The following is a 20,553-nucleotide window of genomic DNA, read 5'->3' on the forward strand; positions in this document are numbered from 1 at the left end:
TATAACATCGTTTATTGGACTGAACTTCCTGTTAGCGGAAGAAGAAAAACTGAAATAATAACATTTTGATTCAATTTTTTTATAAACGGTACGACATTATTTCGATTTTACATTAAGGGGTACCAACGTAAAAACGCGGCTATTATATACTAAGATATTTTTAGAAGTAAAAACCCTAACATAAAAAAAATTATTTACGACGCCTTCTCCTTGCTTTTTTTCGCTTATTTATTTGACTATATTTTTTCATATGAGTGCTTTTGTTCCTACAAAAATTAGGTAACTTAAATATAAGAACAGAAATCGCAGAAAAAATGCAAAATATAAGCATTGCAATCATCCAAAGGTTAATATCATAGTCATATAGGGGTCACCATATCATTTCGGGAAAATTGTACGCTAAGGACTACAAAACCTTATCTTTAAAGGATTTTCATAGATAATTACATGTTCAAAAAGAAAAAAATCAAGTTTAATTGAACATTTATTTACACGCTTTATGAACACGATTATAGATAAAAAACGTTGATATTATTGATTTTCACCCTCTGTTCATAAACATACAATTTTCTGAACACTAAAAAATGCCCACATTCTTTTAACTTTATAACACATATAGAAAACATTACTTTTTGTACATATATTGTTTTTTTATGTTCATCTTTCCTTAGGAGGAATAATCAAAAAATAAATAAGGTTTTTCTAAAATCAAAGAAAAAAATTATGAATTGACAAACTAGAGGACAAATTGTATCCTAAAAAAGACCAACCAGACGGTTTTTTTATTCTGGGAGATTTGAATAAACCTATAAAAGAAAGGAGAAAGTAAAATATGCTATCAAAATCTGACCTAAAAAGAAAACTTATATTAGATACCACTAGTGAATTTATAACCGAAAATGGGATTCATGCTGTGACTTTGGATGCTATAGCTAAGAAAGCGGGTATTAGTAAAGGGGGTTTATTACATCATTTTCCAAATAAAGAATCTTTATTAAAGGGGATAGCAGAATATATTTGCCATGAATATGAACTTGCTATCTATAAACAAGCTGAGAGCGATCCAATTTCATTAGGGAAATGGTCCCGTGCATTACTTTCAGTTGCTGAATCTGACTTAGAACATAATGCTCAATTAAACACAGGAATACTTGCAACCTCTTTGTTAAACCCAGATGTGGCTAAAAGTATAATCGAAAGTTATCAGTCCGTTTTAGCAAAAACAGAGCAGGATGGGTTAAATCCTATAACTGCAACTATTATTCGATTAGCGATAGATGGTCTTTATTATTCACAATTGTTAAATGTAGCTCCTTTAGATAAAGAAATGCAGCAAAAAGTAATTGAACAATTAGTTGATATGACAAGAAATGAGGAATAAAAATGAATGCTTATATATTATTAATTACGTCGGTTCTTTGTGAAGTATTTGGCGCTTCCATGTTGAAATCCTCAAATGGATTTAAGAAGCTTTTCCCTTCACTTGGCGTCGCAATTGGATATGGATTAGCTTTTTATATTCTCTCCTTATCACTCAAAACACTACCAATAGGTACAGCTTATGCGATATGGGGCGGATTAGGAACAGCTTTTACAGCGTTGATAGGAATGACGATATTTAAAGAAAATAAGAACCCTAAAAAGTTACTTGGCCTACTTTTTATTATAGGAGGAGTTATGATTTTAAAATTTGGAGGGAGTCATTGATTATGATGAAAGGAGAAAAGAATATGAAAAGTTATATTGCTTTAGCGATTGCTATTATCACAGAGGTATTTGCAACTTCTATGTTAAAAATGTCTGAGGCTTTTACAAATTTGCTCCCTTCTATTGGGGTAATTCTTGGTTTTGGGCTTTCGTTTTACTTCGTGTCACTTGCCCTTAAGACCATTCCTTTAAGTATAGGATATGCAATTTGGTCAGGGGTAGGAACCGTATTAACAGCATTAATTGGAGTTTTAGTTTGGGACGAACATTTTAATGTTTTTATTTTTGGGGGTATCGTAACAATTATAGTTGGGGTTGTATTAGTAAACTCACAAGGTAAATCAGAAGTAGAAAATCAAAGGTAGTTTTAATGTTAGATTTTTTTTAAACTACAACTTTATTTTATATTGTCTAAAAGAAAAATTAATCCTTGCAAACCTAATATATATCGTATACATTATGTATACGAAATGTATACCGTCTGTATACAAAATATATTAAGAGGTGAAAGTGATGGCAGAAACATATCGTAAAGCCAAGGTGTTAAAATTCCTAGAAAAATTGCGTGAAATGAAAGAGATGAATTTAAAATATTCACAAATGTATTTGATGAATTTAAAAGAATTAAATCTCCATATGGAGAAAGACATGTTGTTTCTGGAAAATGTAGAAGAAATGGAAGAGATTTTAGAAAATCTACAGTTTAAGAAAAATGCAGAAAACATTATTTTATCAACAGATCAACTAATGTCTTTTAAAGAAGCAACTAATGCAATAAGAACAATTAAAGATATAGATATTATTTTAGAAGAAGCTGGAGAGTTTTTTGACTTAGATATTCCTGAAAGGAAAGTAAAATCTGAAATGGTAAATTACACGATTCAATCTATTGACCCAATGGATATGACTGGTATTAAAAAGCAATATTATATTATGTTAGGAGAAATCGGTGTATCATACCCTGATGGAACAGGGGATGAAGAATTTGTAGCGGCCGCAAATAAAGTATTTCTGGAGTACGTTACACAAAAAGACATTACAAAAGTAGATGATGGGTTTATTGTTTCGCTACCAGTATATGCTTCTCATCAAGTGATAAAAGATTTAATGAATGCAGAACTATCAGTTCTTGCAATGGTTCCTATAAAAGAAAAAGAGTAAAATATAGTAGATAATAAGGGGAAAATAAGTAAATGGCTGAATTTAGAAATAAAGTATTAGATATTTTAGAAGAAATATGTGAAACCGGCATAGTAAAAGAAAATCTAGATGTTGAACTATTTGAAGAGGGTATTCTTGATTCCTTTGGTACGGTGTCCTTATTAGTAGAGTTTCAAGATCGTTTGGGTATTGAATTATCTATTTCTGATTTTGAGCGCGATCATTGGACAACGCCAAACATGATCGCTAGTAAACTGGGAGAAATGAGATGAAGCAACCAAAGTTTGGTCCGCTATTTTTAGCTTTATTTCTCTTTTTTGGAATGTTATTGATTCCACTTTGCTTTCTTACGCCATTAGTTAGTGAACAAAAGGTTGAAGATGCAACCACTTCACTAAAAAAAGAGATGTTTCAAGGAATTGTTTTACAGCAAAAAATGCTAATGGATCAGAAATATCTTCCTATGTATGGCTCATCAGAGTTTTCACGTTTAGATGTGTACCACCCCTCAAACTATTTTAAGATTAACAATCAAGGCTTTATCCCTTTTTTAGTTGGACGAGGTGGAACACAAAGTTTGACTCATGTACTAAGTCTTTCTGCATTAATGGATAATTTAGAAAACCGAAAAATGGTATTTGTACTCTCACCACAATGGTTTGTGAAAGAAGGCTTGGATGAATTACACTTCGCACCAAATTTTTCATCTCAACAAGCCTATCATTTTCTTTTCAATGATGAATTACAACCTGAGATGAAAAGACAGATCGCTAAACGCCTTTTAGAATTCGAGATTGTACAAAAAGATAAACTGTTAAAAAACTCATTAGAGGGTATTGTATATAATGACACAATTCATTCCCTAAAATCTACGATTTCTAAGCCGTTTGCATATCTATACCGTAATATCTTAGATCGCAAAGACTTAATGATGTCAATATTTGATATTAAATCTCGTAAGGCAAATGTTGATCCTGAATTAAGATTGCTTACCTGGGAAAAAATTCGTAACCATGCGGAGAATACTGGAGAAATGGAATCGGATTCTAATGCATTTGGTATTGTAAATCATTACTATAACAAAAATATTAAAAGTAAGTTAGATAACTTAAAAGGTTATCGAGCGCATGAGTCATATACGGAATCACCCGAATATAAAGATTTTCAACTTATATTAGATATTTTAAAACAAAAGAAAGCAAAACCACTCTTTATATCCGTTCCATTTAATGGACCATGGTATGATTATGCAGGCGTTCCAAAAGAGCGACGTGATGAGTATTATAACAAAATATATGCACAAATCAAAAGGGCTGGATTCCCTATTGTAGATTTTTCTAACCATGAATATGATAAGTATTTTTTAAAAGATACAATTCATATAGGTTGGAAGGGTTGGGTATATTTTGATGAGGAAATTCAAAAATTCTATCAAAATAAATAATGATTATTAATTGGATTTAACATAAATGATGCTTTCTGTTACTCTATTTAAGTAAAAAAATCTCATGGTGAAAAATGAATCTCAAAAATATTCTCTGTAAGAGAAGCGTTCCAAAATAGTGAAATGATTAACCGGCTTCATAATATATAAGGAACCAATTATCATAACAAATGTTCCTAGTAAGAAACTAGCTATATGTCTTATCAAGTTCAGTTCTCCTTTAATTATGTTTTCTATATAAATTCATATGGAATATAACGTATTTCTGAAAGATTGTCTTTATTTAAAATAATAATATAAATTTCTGTTAAGTTGATAGTGCATGTAGTCATTTCATGGAAATGAATATCTAAATTGAATATTTTAAAAAGCGTAGAAAGATTAAATTTCTACACTTTTTCTTCTTAAGAAATATTTATTGTTGTTCTAAATTTCTTATATAAGATTTTACAGCTTGTAAGACGCAAAAGAATGGAAAAAAGATTTATTAAGAAGCAAAGGTGTAAACGTTATTGAGTATGAAGCTGATTATAGTAAAGCAGTAGAAGAGGGGCGTCAGCAAGCAGATGTAGATCCTAGCTGTTATTTTGTAGATGATGAAAACTCACATGATTTATTTTTAGGATACGCAGTAGCAACATCGCGTTTACAAAAACAATTAGAAGAGTTAGAGATTGTAGTAAACGAAGAACATTCTTTATTCGTTTACCTTCCGTGCGGAGTAGGAGGCGGACCTGGCGGCGTCGCATTTGGTTTAAAGTTATTGTATAAAGACAACGTTCACTGTTTCTTTGCGGAGCCAACGCATTCTCCATGCATGTTACTCGGTTTAATGACAGGACTTCATGATAAAATTGCTGTTCAAGATATCGGGATTGATAATGTAACAGATGCGGATGGACTAGCGGTAGGAAGACCATCTGGATTTGTCGGTAAAACGATGGAACCATTTTTAAGTAGAAATTACACAGTAAGTGATGAAGAGTTATATAGATTGTTGAAGGAACTAGCAGATACAGAAAATATTTATTTAGAGCCTTCTGCGTTAGCAGGTATGATAGGGCCAGTGAAAGTATGTAAAGAAGATGAGTATTTACAAAAACAACAGTTAACTGTGAAGGTAAAGAAAGGTACTCATATTGTGTGGGGAACTGGTGGAAGTATGGTTCCCGAAGACGTGATGAATGGGTATTATAAACAGGTGTGGAAGTAACGTTAAAATAAAAATGGGGCTTTTTACAGCCTCATTTTTTTCATGTGCATAAAATTCTTTGTTATTTTCGCATGAGTTCATTATAGTATAGATATAAAGAATTAATATCAAATAAATACAACAAAAAGCTTTATTTTACATAATAAGAGGATGTGTATACGATGTCATTACAGACTAAATATATAGCGGGTATTTCGCTTGGGGTTATGGGAGTAGGTTTTGCGGCTTCTATTCCTTTTCAAGGGACGGTAGCTGGTGAGATTATACAAGGGGGATTTGAAGCTGGGTTAGTTGGCGGACTTGCAGATTGGTTCGCAGTTACAGCATTATTCCGTCACCCGATGGGAATTCCAATTCCGCATACAGCTTTGTTACCTAAAAACCGTAAACGAGTAACGAAAGGGCTCATCAATACGTTAGAAAATGAGTGGCTAACGAAAGAAAGTATTACGAATAAAGTAAAAGAAATGCAACTAGCACAAATGGTGCTGCAAATTGCAGAGAGAGAAATGCAGTCTGATGCTGTGAAAAAAGGGATTGTAACGATTGCGGAGAAAGCGATTGTTTCAATAGATACGGAAAAATTAGCGGTTATTATTGAAAAAGAATTAAAAACATATTTGCATACAATGAATACAAGTAACATTTTACAAGTGCTTGTTGATCAATTAGTTGTGCAAGAATATGATGAAAAGACACTTGATTACATATTAGTAAAAGTGAAAGACTGGACAGCGCAAGATGAAGCGCGTTACCAACTCGGAAGCTTAGGTATGAAGGCGATGGAAAATATAAAAGTAGATGGATTCTTGCAGTTTACTTTGAAATCATTTATGAATATTGTAGATGAAGATAAAATTGGCGGCATTTTGCAGAAGTTTATTATTAGTAATATTAACAGCTTACAAGATGCTGATAATAGCACGAGACAACTTATATTAGCGAAAATTCGTCAAGAAATTATAAATGTAAAAGAAAATGAAGCGTTGCTACAGGAATTAGAAAAATGGAAAGAAAAGTGGATTGCAAATTGGGATGGTACTGAAAAAATAAAAGAACTGCTTGAGCAAGTACAACAAAAAGCAGTTGCCTTTGTAAACAATGAAGAATTTGCGGATAAGTATGTTATTCCATTTTTACAAAAACAAATGAATAAAATAAAAGATGACGAAGTGACTGTTCAAAAAATAGAAGGTTGGTTACAAAAACAAGTTGTGAAGCTTGTTGAGAATAACCATTCGAAAATCGGAAAGCTTGTGCAAGAAAATCTTGATAAGTTAGATGATAAAACGTTAATTGAAATGATTGAAAATAACGTCGGTAAAGATTTGCAATGGATCCGAGTAAACGGAGCTGTTTGCGGATTTATGATTGGCTTAGTGTTAGAGGGAATTAAAGCGATTATATGAGAAAAACCTTCCGCAATTGCGGAAGGTTTTTTTTATTTTTCAATAACGCTCATATTTAAATTGTAAGCTTTCTCAATATTTAACTTGTATGTTCCATTCCCGGTTTTAATCGAATTTTTATACCAATGTTCTTGCCCGTTTAATTCTGGATTTTCTTCTGAAGTATTCTCTTCTTTTTTTGTTACATCTTCAACTTGTTCCCAAGGTGTGCTGCCATGTGGTTCCTTTTGATTTGTTACTGCTGTTAAAAATACATCACTCTCTTTTGCAAGATGGACAGACACTCTTGAGCTTTCTTGTACAAACCAATTATTTTGTAATTGACCTGGATAAAGGGATAGTTCGTTATTTGAAGCACGAACTTCTACATTTTTATTTTGTGGAAGAACGAGTGTCGGTTTGACCTGTGGTGCGGAATTCCATAACGTATGTTGAACTGGTAATGATTTTAAAGTGATATACATCGTTTCCCCGGCTGTTTGAACGGAAAGAAAATCTTCTTGTTTTAAATTAAGTTTTTCATTAGCTTTCGTCGTCATTTCATATGTTCCAAGAAGATGAATTTGATTTGTATCATTTCCCTCTATTGTTAGAGGGTGCTGTCCTGCATCCACTACAATTTTCTTTATAGATTCAGGTATATTAAGTTGTCCACTTGGAATATTACTCGTTTGGCGAGTGGTATGAATAGAATGACGAACCTCATCTAGTAATCCAGTTGATAATAAACAGTAAAAAGCAATGCCAACACTTCCTAAAACACCGATAAAGAAAATACTAAAAATATCATATTTAATAAATGATTGTTCCTTCTTAGAAATTAGAAGGTAAAGTAAAATTTCCACGCCAAGTATAATAAGTAAAACAGGCCACCATGCTGTTAAGGAATCTAATACCTCAGTACCTTTTATAACTGAAAATAGTAAGAAGCAACCTAATGCAATAATAGAAAGCCCCATTGAAAATGTTCCAACGCGCCATGTTCTCATTCTTTCGTACCACCTTTATTTTCTTTATTTCCAAGTAACAATTTAAAGCCGCCACCAATTAAGAGGAGTGCAACGATAGATGTTTGGAAATAGCGATAATACAGCTCGCTAAGATGAATGTTAAATATAGTTGCAAAGTAATCATTCAAAATAGGAAGGACTGTTTGATCTAATAAATAATAACCACCGAGTGTAATTAACCCAATACCGATCCATCTTTGATGATTGATAAAATAATCAATGATAGGTTCGTCATGTACACGTTCTTTTCCATACTTTGCGGTTTGCTGTAAAGCGTCAAAAAAGCTATAGAACCAAATGATTGGAACTAAAAATAAAAACGCAGAAAGTCTTAATAAGTCAAGTAAGTATATGGAAAGTAAAAAGGCTGCCATAAGCTGAAGACCGCGTCGCTGTAAGCCTAAATACATATGTCCTGCTCCGGGGAACATCGCTAAAATAGAAGCGAATGTTTTACTTTTCTTTCCTTGTTCACGGTGCTCTTCAAACTCTTCGAAAATCGTACGATCATCTAGTTGCTCGCCACGTTCTTTTTTCTGGAGTTGCTGAACAACATCGAAGAAATTGTAAATCCATAAAACAGGTAACGTCACGAGAAAGATAAGAAAACTTTCTTGAGATGTTAAAAGTGCAACGAAAATAATCATACTTCCGATTCCTGTGCAAGCTACTAAAAATGTAAGTCCACGTTGCATAAGTCCTAATTGAAAATGTCCAAGTCCAGGAATGATTGATAGAAGAATGATATAAAATCGTTCGCTCTCTTTAGAGGACTCTGTTAATTCTCCGGTTGCTTGTTTTTTCGATTGGTTAATAATTGTGATAACTAAATCTAGTAAGTTGACCACCCATAACACGGCTAGTAAAAATAGAGAAAGAAAAGCAAGTTCGCGCGCTATTAATTCTACTACGCAAAAAACTGCGAAAGAAAATAGTAATAAAGCTCCTCCGCTGTATAAAATAAACCGTCCAAATTTCTTTAAATATAAATGTCCAAGCCCAGGAATTAGCCCTAATACAAGTGCTAAAAAGGGATTTTTATTCATGCTTTGAACCTCCGTCCTTTTTTGATGTGTCTACTGATTTGTTTACAATTTGTTGTGAGATAGAAGACTCGTTATGTTTTGAAGATTTCTCTAAATTTGATGTCGCTGTAAAAATATATTGGAATAAACCACTTACCATAAAAATAATTGTAGCCGCAGTGGCAATTATGTAGTGAATCATGGTGCGCTTTAGTGAGTTTGTTTTTATATTTTCATTAGGTTGCAGCGTTTCAAAATCAATTTGCGTCATAACTTCATTCGTAAATGAATCATCATTTATCATTGGAAGGTTTTCCTGTTGTTCATCGATACTTTCCATATAAAGTGCTAAACAATGGTCACATGCATAAAGGTGTTCTTCCATAGATTCACGTTCATTGTTCTCTATAAAATCTAGTGTATAATTGCGCCAATCTTCTTTTGAATAATGCATCATAGAAACTCTTCCTCCTTCCAATGTTTTTTAATCCATTTTCTTGCCCGATACAGTTTCATTTCGACTGTTTTCACTTCGATGTTTTCCTGCAAAGCAATTTCGTGATAACTTTTTTCTTCTAAGTAATGTGCGAGAACGACGTCACGATAATTTTCAGGAAGTTCTCTCAGTTTTTGAGCAATGAGTAATTTTTGCTCTTTCGTCAATAATAAAGCCTCAATATTTTGAGAGGATTTTATATTTTCCTCAGTTTCTTTACATAAGGAGAGTTCTTCGTTTTCTCTAGCTTTTTTTCTCTTATAATCAATAGCGTGATTGGTGGCAATACGTGCCATCCACGTTTTTAATCCGCGAAATTGATAATTTGGGAGAGAGGCGTGAATTTTTACGAATACTTCTTGTGTAACATCTTTCGCATCTTCTTCATGTCTTAAAATAGAAAAGATAACTTGAAAAATATAATGACGATATGTTTGCACAAGGATACGAAAAGCATGTTCGCTTCCTTGCTGTGCTTTTTCAATTAATTGTTTTTCCTCAATGGGTCTCTCCCTCCTTTTTGACGCATTCTATTATATAGACGTAAGAAATGACTGGTCCCCCTACACATGTTGTAAAAAAAGAATAATATATTTTTAGAAAGGAGGCTATATGAAAAAAGGTGTGAAAAAATGGTAAAGAGAAGTATATAATGAGCAAGTGGGAAATGTTATAGGAAGAAAGGATGTGAATGTTAGTAGGGGAATGTCCATACTAACAAACATGAAAATAAAAATATTAATAGCAGATGATAATTCTTTTATTAGAGAAGGTATGAAAATTATTTTAAATACATATGAAGAGTTCGAAGTGGTAGATACAGTAAATGATGGGAGAGAAGCAGTGGACTATTGCAAAAAGAACGACATTGATATCGCCCTTTTAGATGTTCGTATGCCAAATATGAACGGGGTAGAGGCGACGAAATTCATTTGTGAAGAGACGAAAACGAAGCCACTAATTTTAACGACGTTTGATGATGATGAATATATTTTGGACGCAGTGAAGAACGGTGCAAAAGGTTATTTATTAAAAAATAATGATCCGGAGCGTATTCGTGATGCGATAAAAGGAGTATATAACGGCCAAACTGTTATGCAAGATGTAGTTCTCGATAAAATTAAGTCTAATTTAATGGAAAGTAAAGAGGAAGAATGTAAAATAGATAAAAGTCTTTTTACTGAAAGAGAGCTTAGTATTATCGCATTAATTGCAAAAGGCTTTTCGAATAAAGAAATCTCGAAGCAACTTTTCATATCAGAAGGAACAATTGCAAATTATATTACATCAGTTTTAGGGAAAACCGGACTGGAACATCGCACACAAATTGCGATTTATTACTTAACAGGGAAAGTAGATTAAAGATATGGAATTTTGGTTAATTGTAAGTAAATTAATTGTCTTTATATATATTGTGTTTAGTTACATTTATTTAAATGTAGAGAACTTACCATGGATTATACTTACTTTGCTTTTATATCTTTCTGTAAACGTGCTGATCTCTATATTTAAAACAGATACGTACAAAAACATATTAACTTGCGTATCAATTGGTCTAGTTATGTTATTTACATGGAAGATTCATTCGTTCTTTATTTTATTTTTACCATTGAACTTATATGAACTTATATTCCGTTATATAGAGAAGAAATGGCAACTCTTCATCATGATGATGATTCCTATTATATTTACAGATGAAAGTATTCGAATGACATATGGATTAATTGTTGCATTTTCTTTTCTCGTATTAACGATGGCAGAACGGTATATATCGCGTGTATTAAAACTTGAATCACAAAATGATAAGATGCGAAAAGATATGCAGCGATTGACGAAAAGCTTACATGAAAATAAAGAGTATATAAGGCAATCAGAATACACATTTAAGTTAGAAGAGAGAAATCGACTTTCTCAAGAAATTCATGATAAAATTGGTCATTCGATGACGGGTGCGCTCATTCAAATGGAAGCAGCAAAGAGATTAATGGCGATAGATAAAGAAAAATCTGCTGAGTTATTACAAAATGCAATTCATATTTCGAAAGATGGAATTGAAAGCATTCGGATTACATTAAAAAATATGAAACCACCAACTGAGCAAATTGGTATTCATCGTATGAAATTATTCATAGAGGAATTTGCCGGTAAGCATGATGTGAATATTCCTTTCGTTTATAAAGGGAACTTAGATATGATTTCACCGATTCAGTGGAAGATTATCGGTGAAAATGTTACGGAGGCATTAACAAATGCGATGAAATATGCTGATGCGACAGTCATTTCAATCGATATTCATGTACTTAACAAGATGGTGAAAGTGCAAGTGAAGGATAATGGAAAAGGTGCAACACTTGTTAAAAAAGGTCTCGGGATTATGGGGATGGAGGAACGAACGGCGTCTGTAAATGGTAAAATTATTGTAGATGGAACAAGTGGTTTTTCAGTAACAATGTTGCTACCGATATGAGGATGAATCATCTCATATGAAAAAAGTGAATAATCTCATGTGAAAAGAATGAACTTCTGCACTGAGCAGGTTCATTCTTTTTGTTTATACTAAAAGCAGAGAAACCGAAATAGGGGTGAAACGATGAATACTTTAGAAATTAAAAATTTAACGAAAAAATTTGGTGATTTCATCGCAGTTGATAATATGTCTTTATCTATTAAAGAAGGAGAAATATTTGGCTTTTTAGGATCGAATGGTGCTGGTAAGAGTACGACAATCAACATGATTGCTGGTTTGTTAAGAAGTAATGAAGGTGAAATTAGCATACTAGGAAAAAATATAAAGAAACATAATCGATTTGCGAAGATGAATATCGGTATCGTTCCGCAAGATATTGCAATTTATGAAGAGTTAACAGCTTATGAAAATGTGAAATTCTTTGCTGGATTGTACGGATTACGAGGAGCGGAATTAAAAGCTAGGGTCGAGGAAGCTCTTCAATTTGTAGGACTTAGCGATAAACAGAAAAGCTATCCAAAGAACTTTTCTGGTGGGATGAAGCGAAGACTGAATATCGCTTGTGCAATTGCTCATAGACCGAAGTTAATTATTATGGATGAGCCGACAGTTGGAATTGATCCACAGTCAAGAAATTATATCCTGCAGTCTGTTCGGAAATTAAATGAAATGGGAAGTACGATTATTTATACGAGTCACTATATGGAAGAGGTAGAAGAGATTTGTACGAAAATAGCGATAGTAGATCACGGTAAAGTGATTGCAGAAGGAACGAAAGAGCAGTTAAAAGCGATTATTACTGATACGAAAGATATTTGGATTGAAGTGAAATCGGTAGAGAATTTAGATGTAGAAAAATTAAAAGAGATAAACGGTGTGAAAGCTGTTCAAATTGAAGAGAACGTAATTAAAGTAAATTCTGATGCAGGATTAAATAATTTAAATAAAATTGTTCAGCACTTCATCAATCATGACATTGAAATCCGTTCGTTAGAGGAGCAGGCTCCTAACTTAGAAACGGTATTCCTTACGTTGACTGGTAGAAACTTACGAGATAAATAAACGGTAAATGAAGAAAAGGTAAAGGGAGGTTCATCAATTGAACATCTTCAATATTGCAATTATGCATATGAAAAGAGATTTCAGAGACGTAAGAACTTTAGTTTTTATGTTAGCATTTCCGATTGTGCTTATGCTTGTATTAGGAACAGCATTAACAAACGCATTTAATAGTGATAGTCATTCGATTAAAGATATACAAGTGCTATATAAGGATGAAGCAAGTAGCACGTTTTCTCAAACGTTTGAAGCATTTGCGAAAGAAGTTGATAAATCGGGTATTCATTTTAAAAAAGCTTCTGAAGGTATAGATGGGAAGGAAGCGGTGAAGCAAAATAAATATGCTGCTTATGTAGAACTAAAGAAAGATGGTGCGAAATTTTACGGAAGTGACAAAAGTAGTATTGAGGGAAGTATTGTGGAAGGCATGCTAACAACATTTGTTGATAAGTACAATGTAGCAGCCGAAGTTACAAAAGTTAATCCTAGTAAGGTGAGCGCAGTTATTTCAAATGGAAATCATAATGATTATATAAAAGAAACATCTTTACAAGCTGCGAATAAACCGGGTTCTATGGATTACTATGCGGTTGTAATGACGACGATGATTGCACTGTACGCTGCGATGGGAGCAAGTTTTCTAATTCGAGGCGAACGAATACGTAAAACAGGAGATCGCCTTATTGCTGCACCTATAAGTAAGGCTGAAATTTTCATTGGGAAAGTGCTTGGTAGTCTTGTAGCAAACGCCCTGTGCATATTGCTCGTCATGTTATTTAGTAAATTTGTCTTTCAAGCGAATTGGGGCGATCATCTTGGAATCATATTTCTTATTTTATTAACAGAAGTCTTTCTAGCAATTAGCTTCGGTTTAGGGATTGGATATATTACAAAAACACCTGAAGCGTCTAGAGCAATTATTATGGTGGTAGTGCAATTAGCTTCTATTTTTGGCGGTGCATATTTCGTAATAGAAGAAAATTTCGTTACGAATTTATCACCATTAACGTGGGCAAACACAGCTGTTATGAAAATTATTTATGCGAATGATGTAGGGGCAGCACTACCAGTCATTTCTTTAAACATTGGAATATCAGCACTCTTTTTATTAATTGCAATTATTGCATTACGTAGACGGGAGGGGCTATAGTATGAAAGATATTTTATGGCTCATACAAAAAACGTTATCTGTACTTTTGAAAAATAAAAAAGGGTTAATCATTATTATTAGTTTGCCAATAATCGGGACGCTCATCTCTTTTTCGATATACGGAAATGCAGGGCAAGGAACGTTAAATATCGGGATTGTAAATAAAGAAAATGAGCCGATAGCAAACGATACGATAAAGTTTTTAGAAGGATTAAATCATGTGAATGTGAGTAAGGTTAAGGAGTCTGAAGTAGAGGATAAACTCACTTCCAAAAAACTTGATGGAGTTATTACATTAGCTTCTGGTTTTTCAAAAAGTGTTCGAGAAGGGGAACCAGATCATATAGAAGTTGCATCGATTAAAGGTGATCAAGTAACGGGGTTTATAAAATCATATTTATACAACTATATAGATAATGTAGCAGCTATTAGTAAAGTAGCAGGAACAGATCAAAGTGCATTTAATAGTATGTACGCAGGGTATCAAAAAAGTTCATTTAAAATGAAAACGGAGACGCTAGAAGATACATCGAAAAATAAAGATATGACAAATCAAACGATGGGTTATCTTATTATGTTTATGCTGTTTTCAGCAGTGAACTTATCAGGATTTATTTTAAAAGAAAAAGAGAATAGAACGTACTTTAGATTATTATCAACACCAATTGACGGAAAGAAATTTATATTGTCCAACGTCGCGGTAAATATGATGATATTAACATTGCAAATTGTCATTGCAGTATTATTTCTGACGAATGTTTTTCATACAAATATTAATATGCCTTTCATAGTAATGATTGGTGTGCTTATGATATTCGCTTTAATTGCAATTGGTTTATCATTAGTCATTGTGTCTTTTTCAAAAAGTTCAGCTGCTTCAAATGCAATGCAAAATTTAGTGATAGTACCAACATGTTTGCTTGCTGGATGTTATTTCCCGTACGACATTATGCCAAAGGCGGTACAAAAAGTAGCTGATTTTCTTCCGCAGCGTTGGTTATTAGATACGATAGCAAAACTACAACAGGGAATACCGTTCTCAGAGTTGTATTTAAACATATTAATCTTATTTGCTTTTGCAATTGCATTCTTCTTAATTGCGATTTATAAATTTGGAAGAAATAATGATGCGAGAAACTTTGTTTAATACAAAAAAAGGGTGTGACGTAAAGTCACATCCTTTTTTGTATGAAGCATGAAATATAAATTGGAATGACAAAATAGAAAGGTGGAAAGAAAAGGAGCGGAAGGAAGTCAAAATGATAAAAAAAATATTACGAGTTACTTCTATTATTATTGCTATTGTTGTTTTTATTGTAATTTGGATGCATATTGATGTTACTTTAGGTAGGAAAATGGAAGCTGTGGAAAACATGCCGACAGAGTATGCACCTCATCATAGTGATTTTCAATTATATGTAGAAGGGAAGTCTTTTTATAAACAATTATTTACTGATATAAGAGAAGCCAAAAGCTCCATTTACACGTATTTCTTCATTTTGTCGGATGATAAAAGTAGCCATACTTTTTTAAACTTATTAAAAGAAAAGGCAAAAGAAGGAGTAAACGTCTATTTATCCGTTGATCGTATTAATGATTTATCATTCGAAAGAAAGATGATAAACGAATTGCGGGAAAGTGGTGTACATTTTACATATAGTAGAAAACCTAAATTACCATTCGGGTTTTATTCACTTCACCATCGTAATCATCGCCGTATTACGACAATTGATGGGGAGATTGGTTATACGGGTGGTTTTAATATAGGGGATGAGTACTTAGGGAAAGATAAACACTTTGGGTACTGGCGAGACTATCATGTACGGATAAAAGGAGAAGGCGCAAAAGATTTAGAAGAACAATTTGCTTTAGATTGGAAACGAGATACGAAAGAAGAGATAAAGAGGAGTACGAATAAAGCTAGTAAAGGGAATACATTACATACTATGACGAGTTACAATGGGCATTACGTTGCTGAAAAATATATAGAGCTCATTAAACAAGCTCAGCACTCCATTGTAATTGCAACGCCGTATTTTATAGCGAAAAATAAAGAATCAATGAATGCTTTAATTGCAGCACAAAAGCGTGGTGTTACAGTAAAAATACTTTGGTCATATAAACCAGATTTACCTCTTATAAAAGAAGCGGCGTATCCATATATACGTCAAGCTGTTAATAATGGGATTACTGTATATGGGTATAAAAAAGGAATGTTCCATGGAAAATTAATGCTTATTGATAATGAATTAACCGTTATTGGCACAACAAACTTTACTTCGCGTAGCTTCAATATAAATGATGAAATGAATTTTTATATTCATGGCGGTCCTATTGTAGGGCAAGTTAATAAGGCGTTAACAGAGGATTTTCGTGATTCAAAAGAAATGAGGAAAGAATTTTTTGAGAAGTTATCTTTTTGGGATCGTTGTAAGGAGAAATTTGCGGGATGGGTTGATTTTTATTTGTGATGATAAAGGAAGAAAGGGTGTCTAGAAAAGACGCCCTTTTTTGATGGGAAATAATTATTTTTCATGCACAAGCAATGAAGCATCATCATTAATCAACGTCCCCACATGTTCACCTAAGCAAATTCTTTTCATTACTCCAGGCTCATCAAAGTTAAAGACGTGTGCTGGTAAATTATAATCACGGGCAAGCAATAAAGCAGCTTGATCCATTACTTGAATGTTTTGCCTAACAACATCGTTATAGTTTAGTTTTCGATACATTTTTGCTGATTTATTATGCTTTGGATCACTAGTAAAAACGCCGTCGACTCCTTGTTTTGCAACTAATATGGCGTCACTATTCATTTCAATAGCCCTTTGAACACTTGGGTAATCTGTCGTAACGAACGGTTGCCCGTTACCACCTCCAAAAATAACGATATACCCGTTATCTAAATGGTGGACTGCACGTAGGCGAATGTATGGTTCAGCTACAGCATTAAACGGGATGGAAGTCATAACGCGCACTTCTGTATTTGTTTTACTTGTTAAAACGCCGCGTAGCATTAAGCTGTTAATGATTGTACCTAACGTACCGATATTGTCAGCTTCTACACGATCGATTCCCCATTCTTCCGCTAGATGACCTCTAAAAATGTTCCCGCCACCGATGACGATGGATACTTCGATACCTAAATCAACAATGGATAAAATTTCGTTTGCGATATGTTCTAATCGTTTGGAGTTAAAGCTATTTCCGGTTTGATCGGCAAGTGCACCGCCGCTTAATTTAATTAAGACACGTTTATATGGCCTCATAACAATTCCCCCTATATAGATCGCAATAAAAAAGGAACAAAGGCAAATGCCTTTGTTCCTTTTTAAGAAAATGAAAAAGAAAAGAAGAAGATAGAACGAATTTTTGCACATAATTTTTCATATCATCCACTCCTTTTCATTTTGATTTGTTGTAAGTATATATCTTTTTGATTATACGAAACAATCTGATTACTTATCAAGTATATTTTATAGTTTTTTAACAAAATGGTGTCAATGAAAAAAAGAAGAAAAATATTTGAATTTTTTGTGACGAACTTGTAGGTTTTTGTATGATTTTGTAGGTTCGCTTATAAGATGTGTGAGTAGCTTTTATAAATTCAAATTGAAAGCGTTCGCATGAAGGGGATGAACATAAATGAAAAAATTCGGATTGGCAACACAAATTTTTGTCGCGCTTGTTTTAGGGATTGTAGTAGGGGCAGTCTTTTATGGCAATAAAACGGCGATTTCTTATATCACACCAATTGGGGATATATTTATTCACTTAATTAAGATGATTGTAGTACCAATTGTTATTTCAGCATTAATTGTTGCAGTAGCTGGTGTAGGAGATATGAAAAAGCTTGGGAAACTGGGCGGTAAGACAATTCTTTATTTCGAAATTATTACGACGATTGCTATTTTAATGGGATTACTTGCGGCAAATATATTCCAACCGGGTACTGGCGTTGATATGAATAACTTACAGCAAAGTGATATTTCTTCTTATAAACAAACAGCCGATGCAACCGAGAAGAAAGGTTTTGCTGATACAATTGTTCACATTGTACCAAAAAACGTATTTGAATCGATTGCACAAGGTGACTTATTACCAATTATTTTCTTCTCAGTATTATTCGGTTTAGGAGTTGCGGCAATTGGGGAAAAAGGAAAGCCTGTCTTTAACTTCTTTGAAGGTGTACTCGAAGCGATGTTTTGGGTTACAAATCAAGTTATGAAATTTGCACCATTTGGTGTATTCGCATTAATTGCGGTTACAGTTGCAAAATTTGGTGTAGCAACATTACTTCCTTTAGGAAAACTAGTGCTAGCTGTATACGTAACTGTTATACTATTCGTTGTGATTGTATTAGGTATTAATGCACGAATGGTTGGCGTAAATATTTTTACATTAATGAAAATTTTAAAAGAAGAACTAATTCTTTCATTTACGACAGCAAGTTCAGAAGCTGTTTTACCTAATATAATGAGAAAAATGGAAGAGTTCGGTTGTCCAAAGGCAGTTGCCTCTTTCGTAATTCCGACAGGTTATACATTTAACTTGACTGGATCGGCTATTTATCAAGCGTTAGCGGCATTGTTTGTTGCACAAATGTACGGTGTGCACATGTCACTGACAGAGCAAATAACGTTATTATTCGTTCTCATGTTAACATCCAAAGGTATGGCGGGAGTTCCAGGTGCATCGTTCGTTGTTGTATTAGCAACGTTAGGTTCAATGGGGTTACCACTAGAAGGTATCGCGTTAATTGCGGGAATTGACCGCATTTTAGATATGATTCGCTCATCTGTCAATGTATTAGGAAATGCATTAGCGGCCATTGTTATGTCGAAGTGGGAAGGCGAATTCGATAATGAGAAAGCAAAACAATATGTAGAAACAGTCAAAGAAACAAAAGCAGCATAAGAAATCGTTAAGGAGTGAATAATCATGGCAACATTAACTGAAGTTAAAAATGGTGTTCGAATTGAAAAAGATTTTTTAGGTGAAAAAGAAGTACCAAACTATGCATACTACGGCGTACAAACAATGCGTGCAGTTGAAAACTTCCCAATTACAGGATACAAAATCCATGAAGGTTTAATTAGAGCGTTCGCAGTTGTAAAAAAAGCTGCAGCGCTTGCGAATACAGATGTAGGAAGATTGGAATTGAACAAGGGCGGCGCGATCGCAGAAGCTGCTCAAGAAATTCTTGATGGAAAATGGCATGATCATTTCATTGTAGATCCAATCCAAGGCGGAGCAGGTACTTCAATGAACATGAATGCAAATGAAGTCATTGCCAATCGTGCGCTTGAATTATTAGGGATGGAAAAGGGAGACTATCATTATATTAGTCCAAATAGTCATGTAAACATGGCACAATCAACAAACGATGCATTCCCAACGGCGATTCATATCGCAACATTAAACGCATTAGAAGGTTTATTACAAACGATGGGTTATATGCACGATGTATTTGAATTAAAAGCAGAACAGTTCGATCATGTGATTAAAATGGGTCGTACACATTTACAAGATGCTGTGCCAATTCGTCTTGGACAAGAATTTAAAGCATACTCTCGTGTACTTGAACGTGATATGAAACGAATTCAGCAATCACGTCAACACTTATATGAAGTGAACATGGGGGCAACTGCAGTTGGTACAGGTTTAAATGCAGATCCAGAATATATTGAAGCAGTTGTAAAACATTTAGCTGCAATTAGTGAACTACCACTTGTTGGTGCAGAAGACTTAGTAGATGCAACGCAAAATACGGATGCATACACAGAAGTATCAGCAGCACTTAAAGTATGTATGATGAATATGTCTAAAATTGCAAATGACCTTCGCTTAATGGCATCAGGTCCACGCGTTGGCTTAGCGGAAATTATGCTACCAGCTCGTCAACCAGGTTCATCTATTATGCCAGGAAAAGTAAATCCTGTTATGCCAGAAGTAATTAATCAAATTGCGTTCCAAGTCATTGGTAACGACCATACAATTTGCCTTGCTTCAGAAGCAGGACAATTAGAATTAAACGTTATGGAACCAGTACTTGTTTTCAACTTACTTCAATCAATTAGCATTATGAATAACGGTTTCCGTGCCTTTACAGACAATTGCTTAAAAGGAATTGAAGCGAATGAAGATCGCTTAAAAGAGTATGTTGAGAAGAGTGTAGGAATTATTACAGCCGTGAACCCTCATATCGGTTATGAAGCAGCAGCTCGCGTTGCGAAAGAAGCAATCGCGACAGGGCAATCCGTTCGAGAACTTTGTGTGAAAAATGGTGTACTGTCACAAGAAGACTTAGAATTAATTCTAGATCCATTCGAAATGACACACCCAGGGATTGCAGGAGCAACTCTTTTAAAGAAAAATTAAAAGAAGAGGGGGGACAAGCCCCTCTTTTTTG

At 33.8% G+C, this 20,553-nt stretch carries 20 protein-coding genes and 1 pseudogene; 16 read left to right on the forward strand and 5 right to left on the reverse strand.

The annotated features are described in order from the left end of the window. Window positions 1-832: 832 nt before the first annotated feature. The 8 genes and pseudogenes from ACTFSI_RS08950 (at window position 833) to ACTFSI_RS08985 (ending at window position 6,934) form a co-directional block, all read left to right on the forward strand. The gene (locus tag ACTFSI_RS08950; protein ID WP_000949575.1) at window positions 833-1,381 is read left to right on the forward strand and encodes a TetR/AcrR family transcriptional regulator; all 549 of its coding nucleotides are present in this window, start codon (window positions 833-835) and stop codon (window positions 1,379-1,381) included. A gap of 2 nt (window positions 1,382-1,383) precedes the next feature. After that, window positions 1,384-1,707, forward strand: a complete 324-nt coding sequence (locus tag ACTFSI_RS08955) for a DMT family transporter (RefSeq protein WP_000995315.1) — start codon at window positions 1,384-1,386, stop codon at window positions 1,705-1,707. 23 nt (window positions 1,708-1,730) lie between these two features. Then, the gene (locus ACTFSI_RS08960; protein ID WP_041184198.1) at window positions 1,731-2,072 is read left to right on the forward strand and encodes a DMT family transporter; all 342 of its coding nucleotides are present in this window, start codon (window positions 1,731-1,733) and stop codon (window positions 2,070-2,072) included. 148 nt (window positions 2,073-2,220) lie between these two features. Then, the gene (locus tag ACTFSI_RS08965; protein WP_044790516.1) at window positions 2,221-2,868 is read left to right on the forward strand and encodes a hypothetical protein; all 648 of its coding nucleotides are present in this window, start codon (window positions 2,221-2,223) and stop codon (window positions 2,866-2,868) included. A gap of 32 nt (window positions 2,869-2,900) precedes the next feature. Continuing rightward, window positions 2,901-3,140 carry a D-alanine--poly(phosphoribitol) ligase subunit DltC gene (gene dltC, locus ACTFSI_RS08970; protein WP_044790515.1) on the forward strand — a complete coding sequence of 80 codons (240 nt, stop codon included), beginning with the start codon at window positions 2,901-2,903 and terminating at the stop codon, window positions 3,138-3,140. Then, the gene (dltD, locus tag ACTFSI_RS08975) at window positions 3,137-4,312 is read left to right on the forward strand and encodes a D-alanyl-lipoteichoic acid biosynthesis protein DltD (RefSeq protein ID WP_044790514.1); all 1,176 of its coding nucleotides are present in this window, start codon (window positions 3,137-3,139) and stop codon (window positions 4,310-4,312) included. The genes dltC and dltD overlap by 4 nt, the downstream gene beginning before the upstream one ends. Window positions 4,313-4,772: 460 nt before the next feature. Beyond that, window positions 4,773-5,536, forward strand: a pseudogene (locus ACTFSI_RS08980) (D-serine ammonia-lyase); the annotation flags it as partial. A gap of 150 nt (window positions 5,537-5,686) precedes the next feature. Further along, window positions 5,687-6,934 carry a DUF445 domain-containing protein gene (locus ACTFSI_RS08985; RefSeq protein ID WP_044790513.1) on the forward strand — a complete coding sequence of 416 codons (1,248 nt, stop codon included), beginning with the start codon at window positions 5,687-5,689 and terminating at the stop codon, window positions 6,932-6,934. A gap of 32 nt (window positions 6,935-6,966) precedes the next feature. On the opposite strand, the gene exsE is transcribed toward ACTFSI_RS08985, so the two are convergent. From exsE to ACTFSI_RS09005, 4 genes are read right to left on the reverse strand one after another with little or no spacing between them, the layout of a single operon-like run. After that, window positions 6,967-7,923: an exosporium protein ExsE gene (gene exsE / locus ACTFSI_RS08990; RefSeq protein WP_044790512.1), complete on the reverse strand. Its 957-nt coding sequence runs from the start codon at window positions 7,921-7,923 to the stop codon at window positions 6,967-6,969. Next, entirely contained in the window at window positions 7,920-8,990 is a 1,071-nt protein-coding gene (locus ACTFSI_RS08995; protein WP_001039091.1) for a hypothetical protein, read from the reverse strand. Before ACTFSI_RS08995 ends, exsE begins: the two co-directional genes overlap by 4 nt. After that, window positions 8,983-9,426 carry a hypothetical protein gene (locus ACTFSI_RS09000; RefSeq protein WP_044790511.1) on the reverse strand — a complete coding sequence of 148 codons (444 nt, stop codon included), beginning with the start codon at window positions 9,424-9,426 and terminating at the stop codon, window positions 8,983-8,985. Before ACTFSI_RS09000 ends, ACTFSI_RS08995 begins: the two co-directional genes overlap by 8 nt. Then, on the reverse strand, window positions 9,423-9,905 hold the full coding sequence (locus ACTFSI_RS09005; RefSeq protein ID WP_265153271.1) for an RNA polymerase sigma factor: 483 nt from the start codon (window positions 9,903-9,905) through the stop codon (window positions 9,423-9,425). The genes ACTFSI_RS09000 and ACTFSI_RS09005 overlap by 4 nt, the downstream gene beginning before the upstream one ends. A gap of 283 nt (window positions 9,906-10,188) precedes the next feature. Between ACTFSI_RS09005 and ACTFSI_RS09010 the strand changes: the two genes are divergently transcribed. The 6 genes from ACTFSI_RS09010 to ACTFSI_RS09035 all read left to right on the forward strand — a co-directional run bounded on the left by ACTFSI_RS09010 (window position 10,189) and on the right by ACTFSI_RS09035 (window position 16,612). Beyond that, complete coding sequence (locus tag ACTFSI_RS09010; RefSeq protein WP_000694113.1) at window positions 10,189-10,827, forward strand: response regulator transcription factor; 639 nt, start codon at window positions 10,189-10,191, stop codon at window positions 10,825-10,827. A gap of 4 nt (window positions 10,828-10,831) precedes the next feature. Further along, window positions 10,832-11,932, forward strand: coding sequence for a histidine kinase (locus ACTFSI_RS09015; RefSeq protein WP_044790509.1), 1,101 nt, complete (start codon window positions 10,832-10,834; stop codon window positions 11,930-11,932). A 123-nt stretch (window positions 11,933-12,055) separates the two neighbouring features. Next, a complete protein-coding gene (locus ACTFSI_RS09020; RefSeq protein WP_001093819.1) occupies window positions 12,056-12,994 on the forward strand; it encodes an ABC transporter ATP-binding protein in 939 nt (312 codons plus the stop codon). 37 nt (window positions 12,995-13,031) lie between these two features. Continuing rightward, a complete protein-coding gene (locus ACTFSI_RS09025) occupies window positions 13,032-14,141 on the forward strand; it encodes an ABC transporter permease (RefSeq protein WP_001020173.1) in 1,110 nt (369 codons plus the stop codon). Between the two features lies 1 nt (window position 14,142). After that, window positions 14,143-15,288, forward strand: a complete 1,146-nt coding sequence (locus ACTFSI_RS09030) for an ABC transporter permease (protein ID WP_044790508.1) — start codon at window positions 14,143-14,145, stop codon at window positions 15,286-15,288. A 112-nt stretch (window positions 15,289-15,400) separates the two neighbouring features. Next, window positions 15,401-16,612 (forward strand): phospholipase D-like domain-containing protein, encoded by a 1,212-nt coding sequence (locus ACTFSI_RS09035; protein WP_440045337.1) that lies wholly within the window; start codon window positions 15,401-15,403, stop codon window positions 16,610-16,612. 54 nt (window positions 16,613-16,666) lie between these two features. On the opposite strand, the gene pyrH is transcribed toward ACTFSI_RS09035, so the two are convergent. Beyond that, the gene (gene pyrH / locus ACTFSI_RS09040) at window positions 16,667-17,410 is read right to left on the reverse strand and encodes a UMP kinase (RefSeq protein WP_001248063.1); all 744 of its coding nucleotides are present in this window, start codon (window positions 17,408-17,410) and stop codon (window positions 16,667-16,669) included. Window positions 17,411-17,786: 376 nt separating this feature from the next. On the opposite strand from pyrH, the gene ACTFSI_RS09045 reads away from it, so the two are divergent. Both ACTFSI_RS09045 and aspA read left to right on the forward strand, forming a co-directional pair. Next, window positions 17,787-19,058: a cation:dicarboxylate symporter family transporter gene (locus tag ACTFSI_RS09045; RefSeq protein WP_000713288.1), complete on the forward strand. Its 1,272-nt coding sequence runs from the start codon at window positions 17,787-17,789 to the stop codon at window positions 19,056-19,058. Between the two features lie 24 nt (window positions 19,059-19,082). Next, window positions 19,083-20,522, forward strand: coding sequence for an aspartate ammonia-lyase (gene aspA, locus ACTFSI_RS09050; protein WP_000224205.1), 1,440 nt, complete (start codon window positions 19,083-19,085; stop codon window positions 20,520-20,522). Window positions 20,523-20,553 lie beyond the last annotated feature (31 nt).

It is taken from the genome of Bacillus cereus group sp. MYBK101-2, assembly GCF_051918845.1.
Classification (GTDB): Bacteria; Bacillota; Bacilli; order Bacillales; family Bacillaceae_G; genus Bacillus_A; species Bacillus_A paranthracis.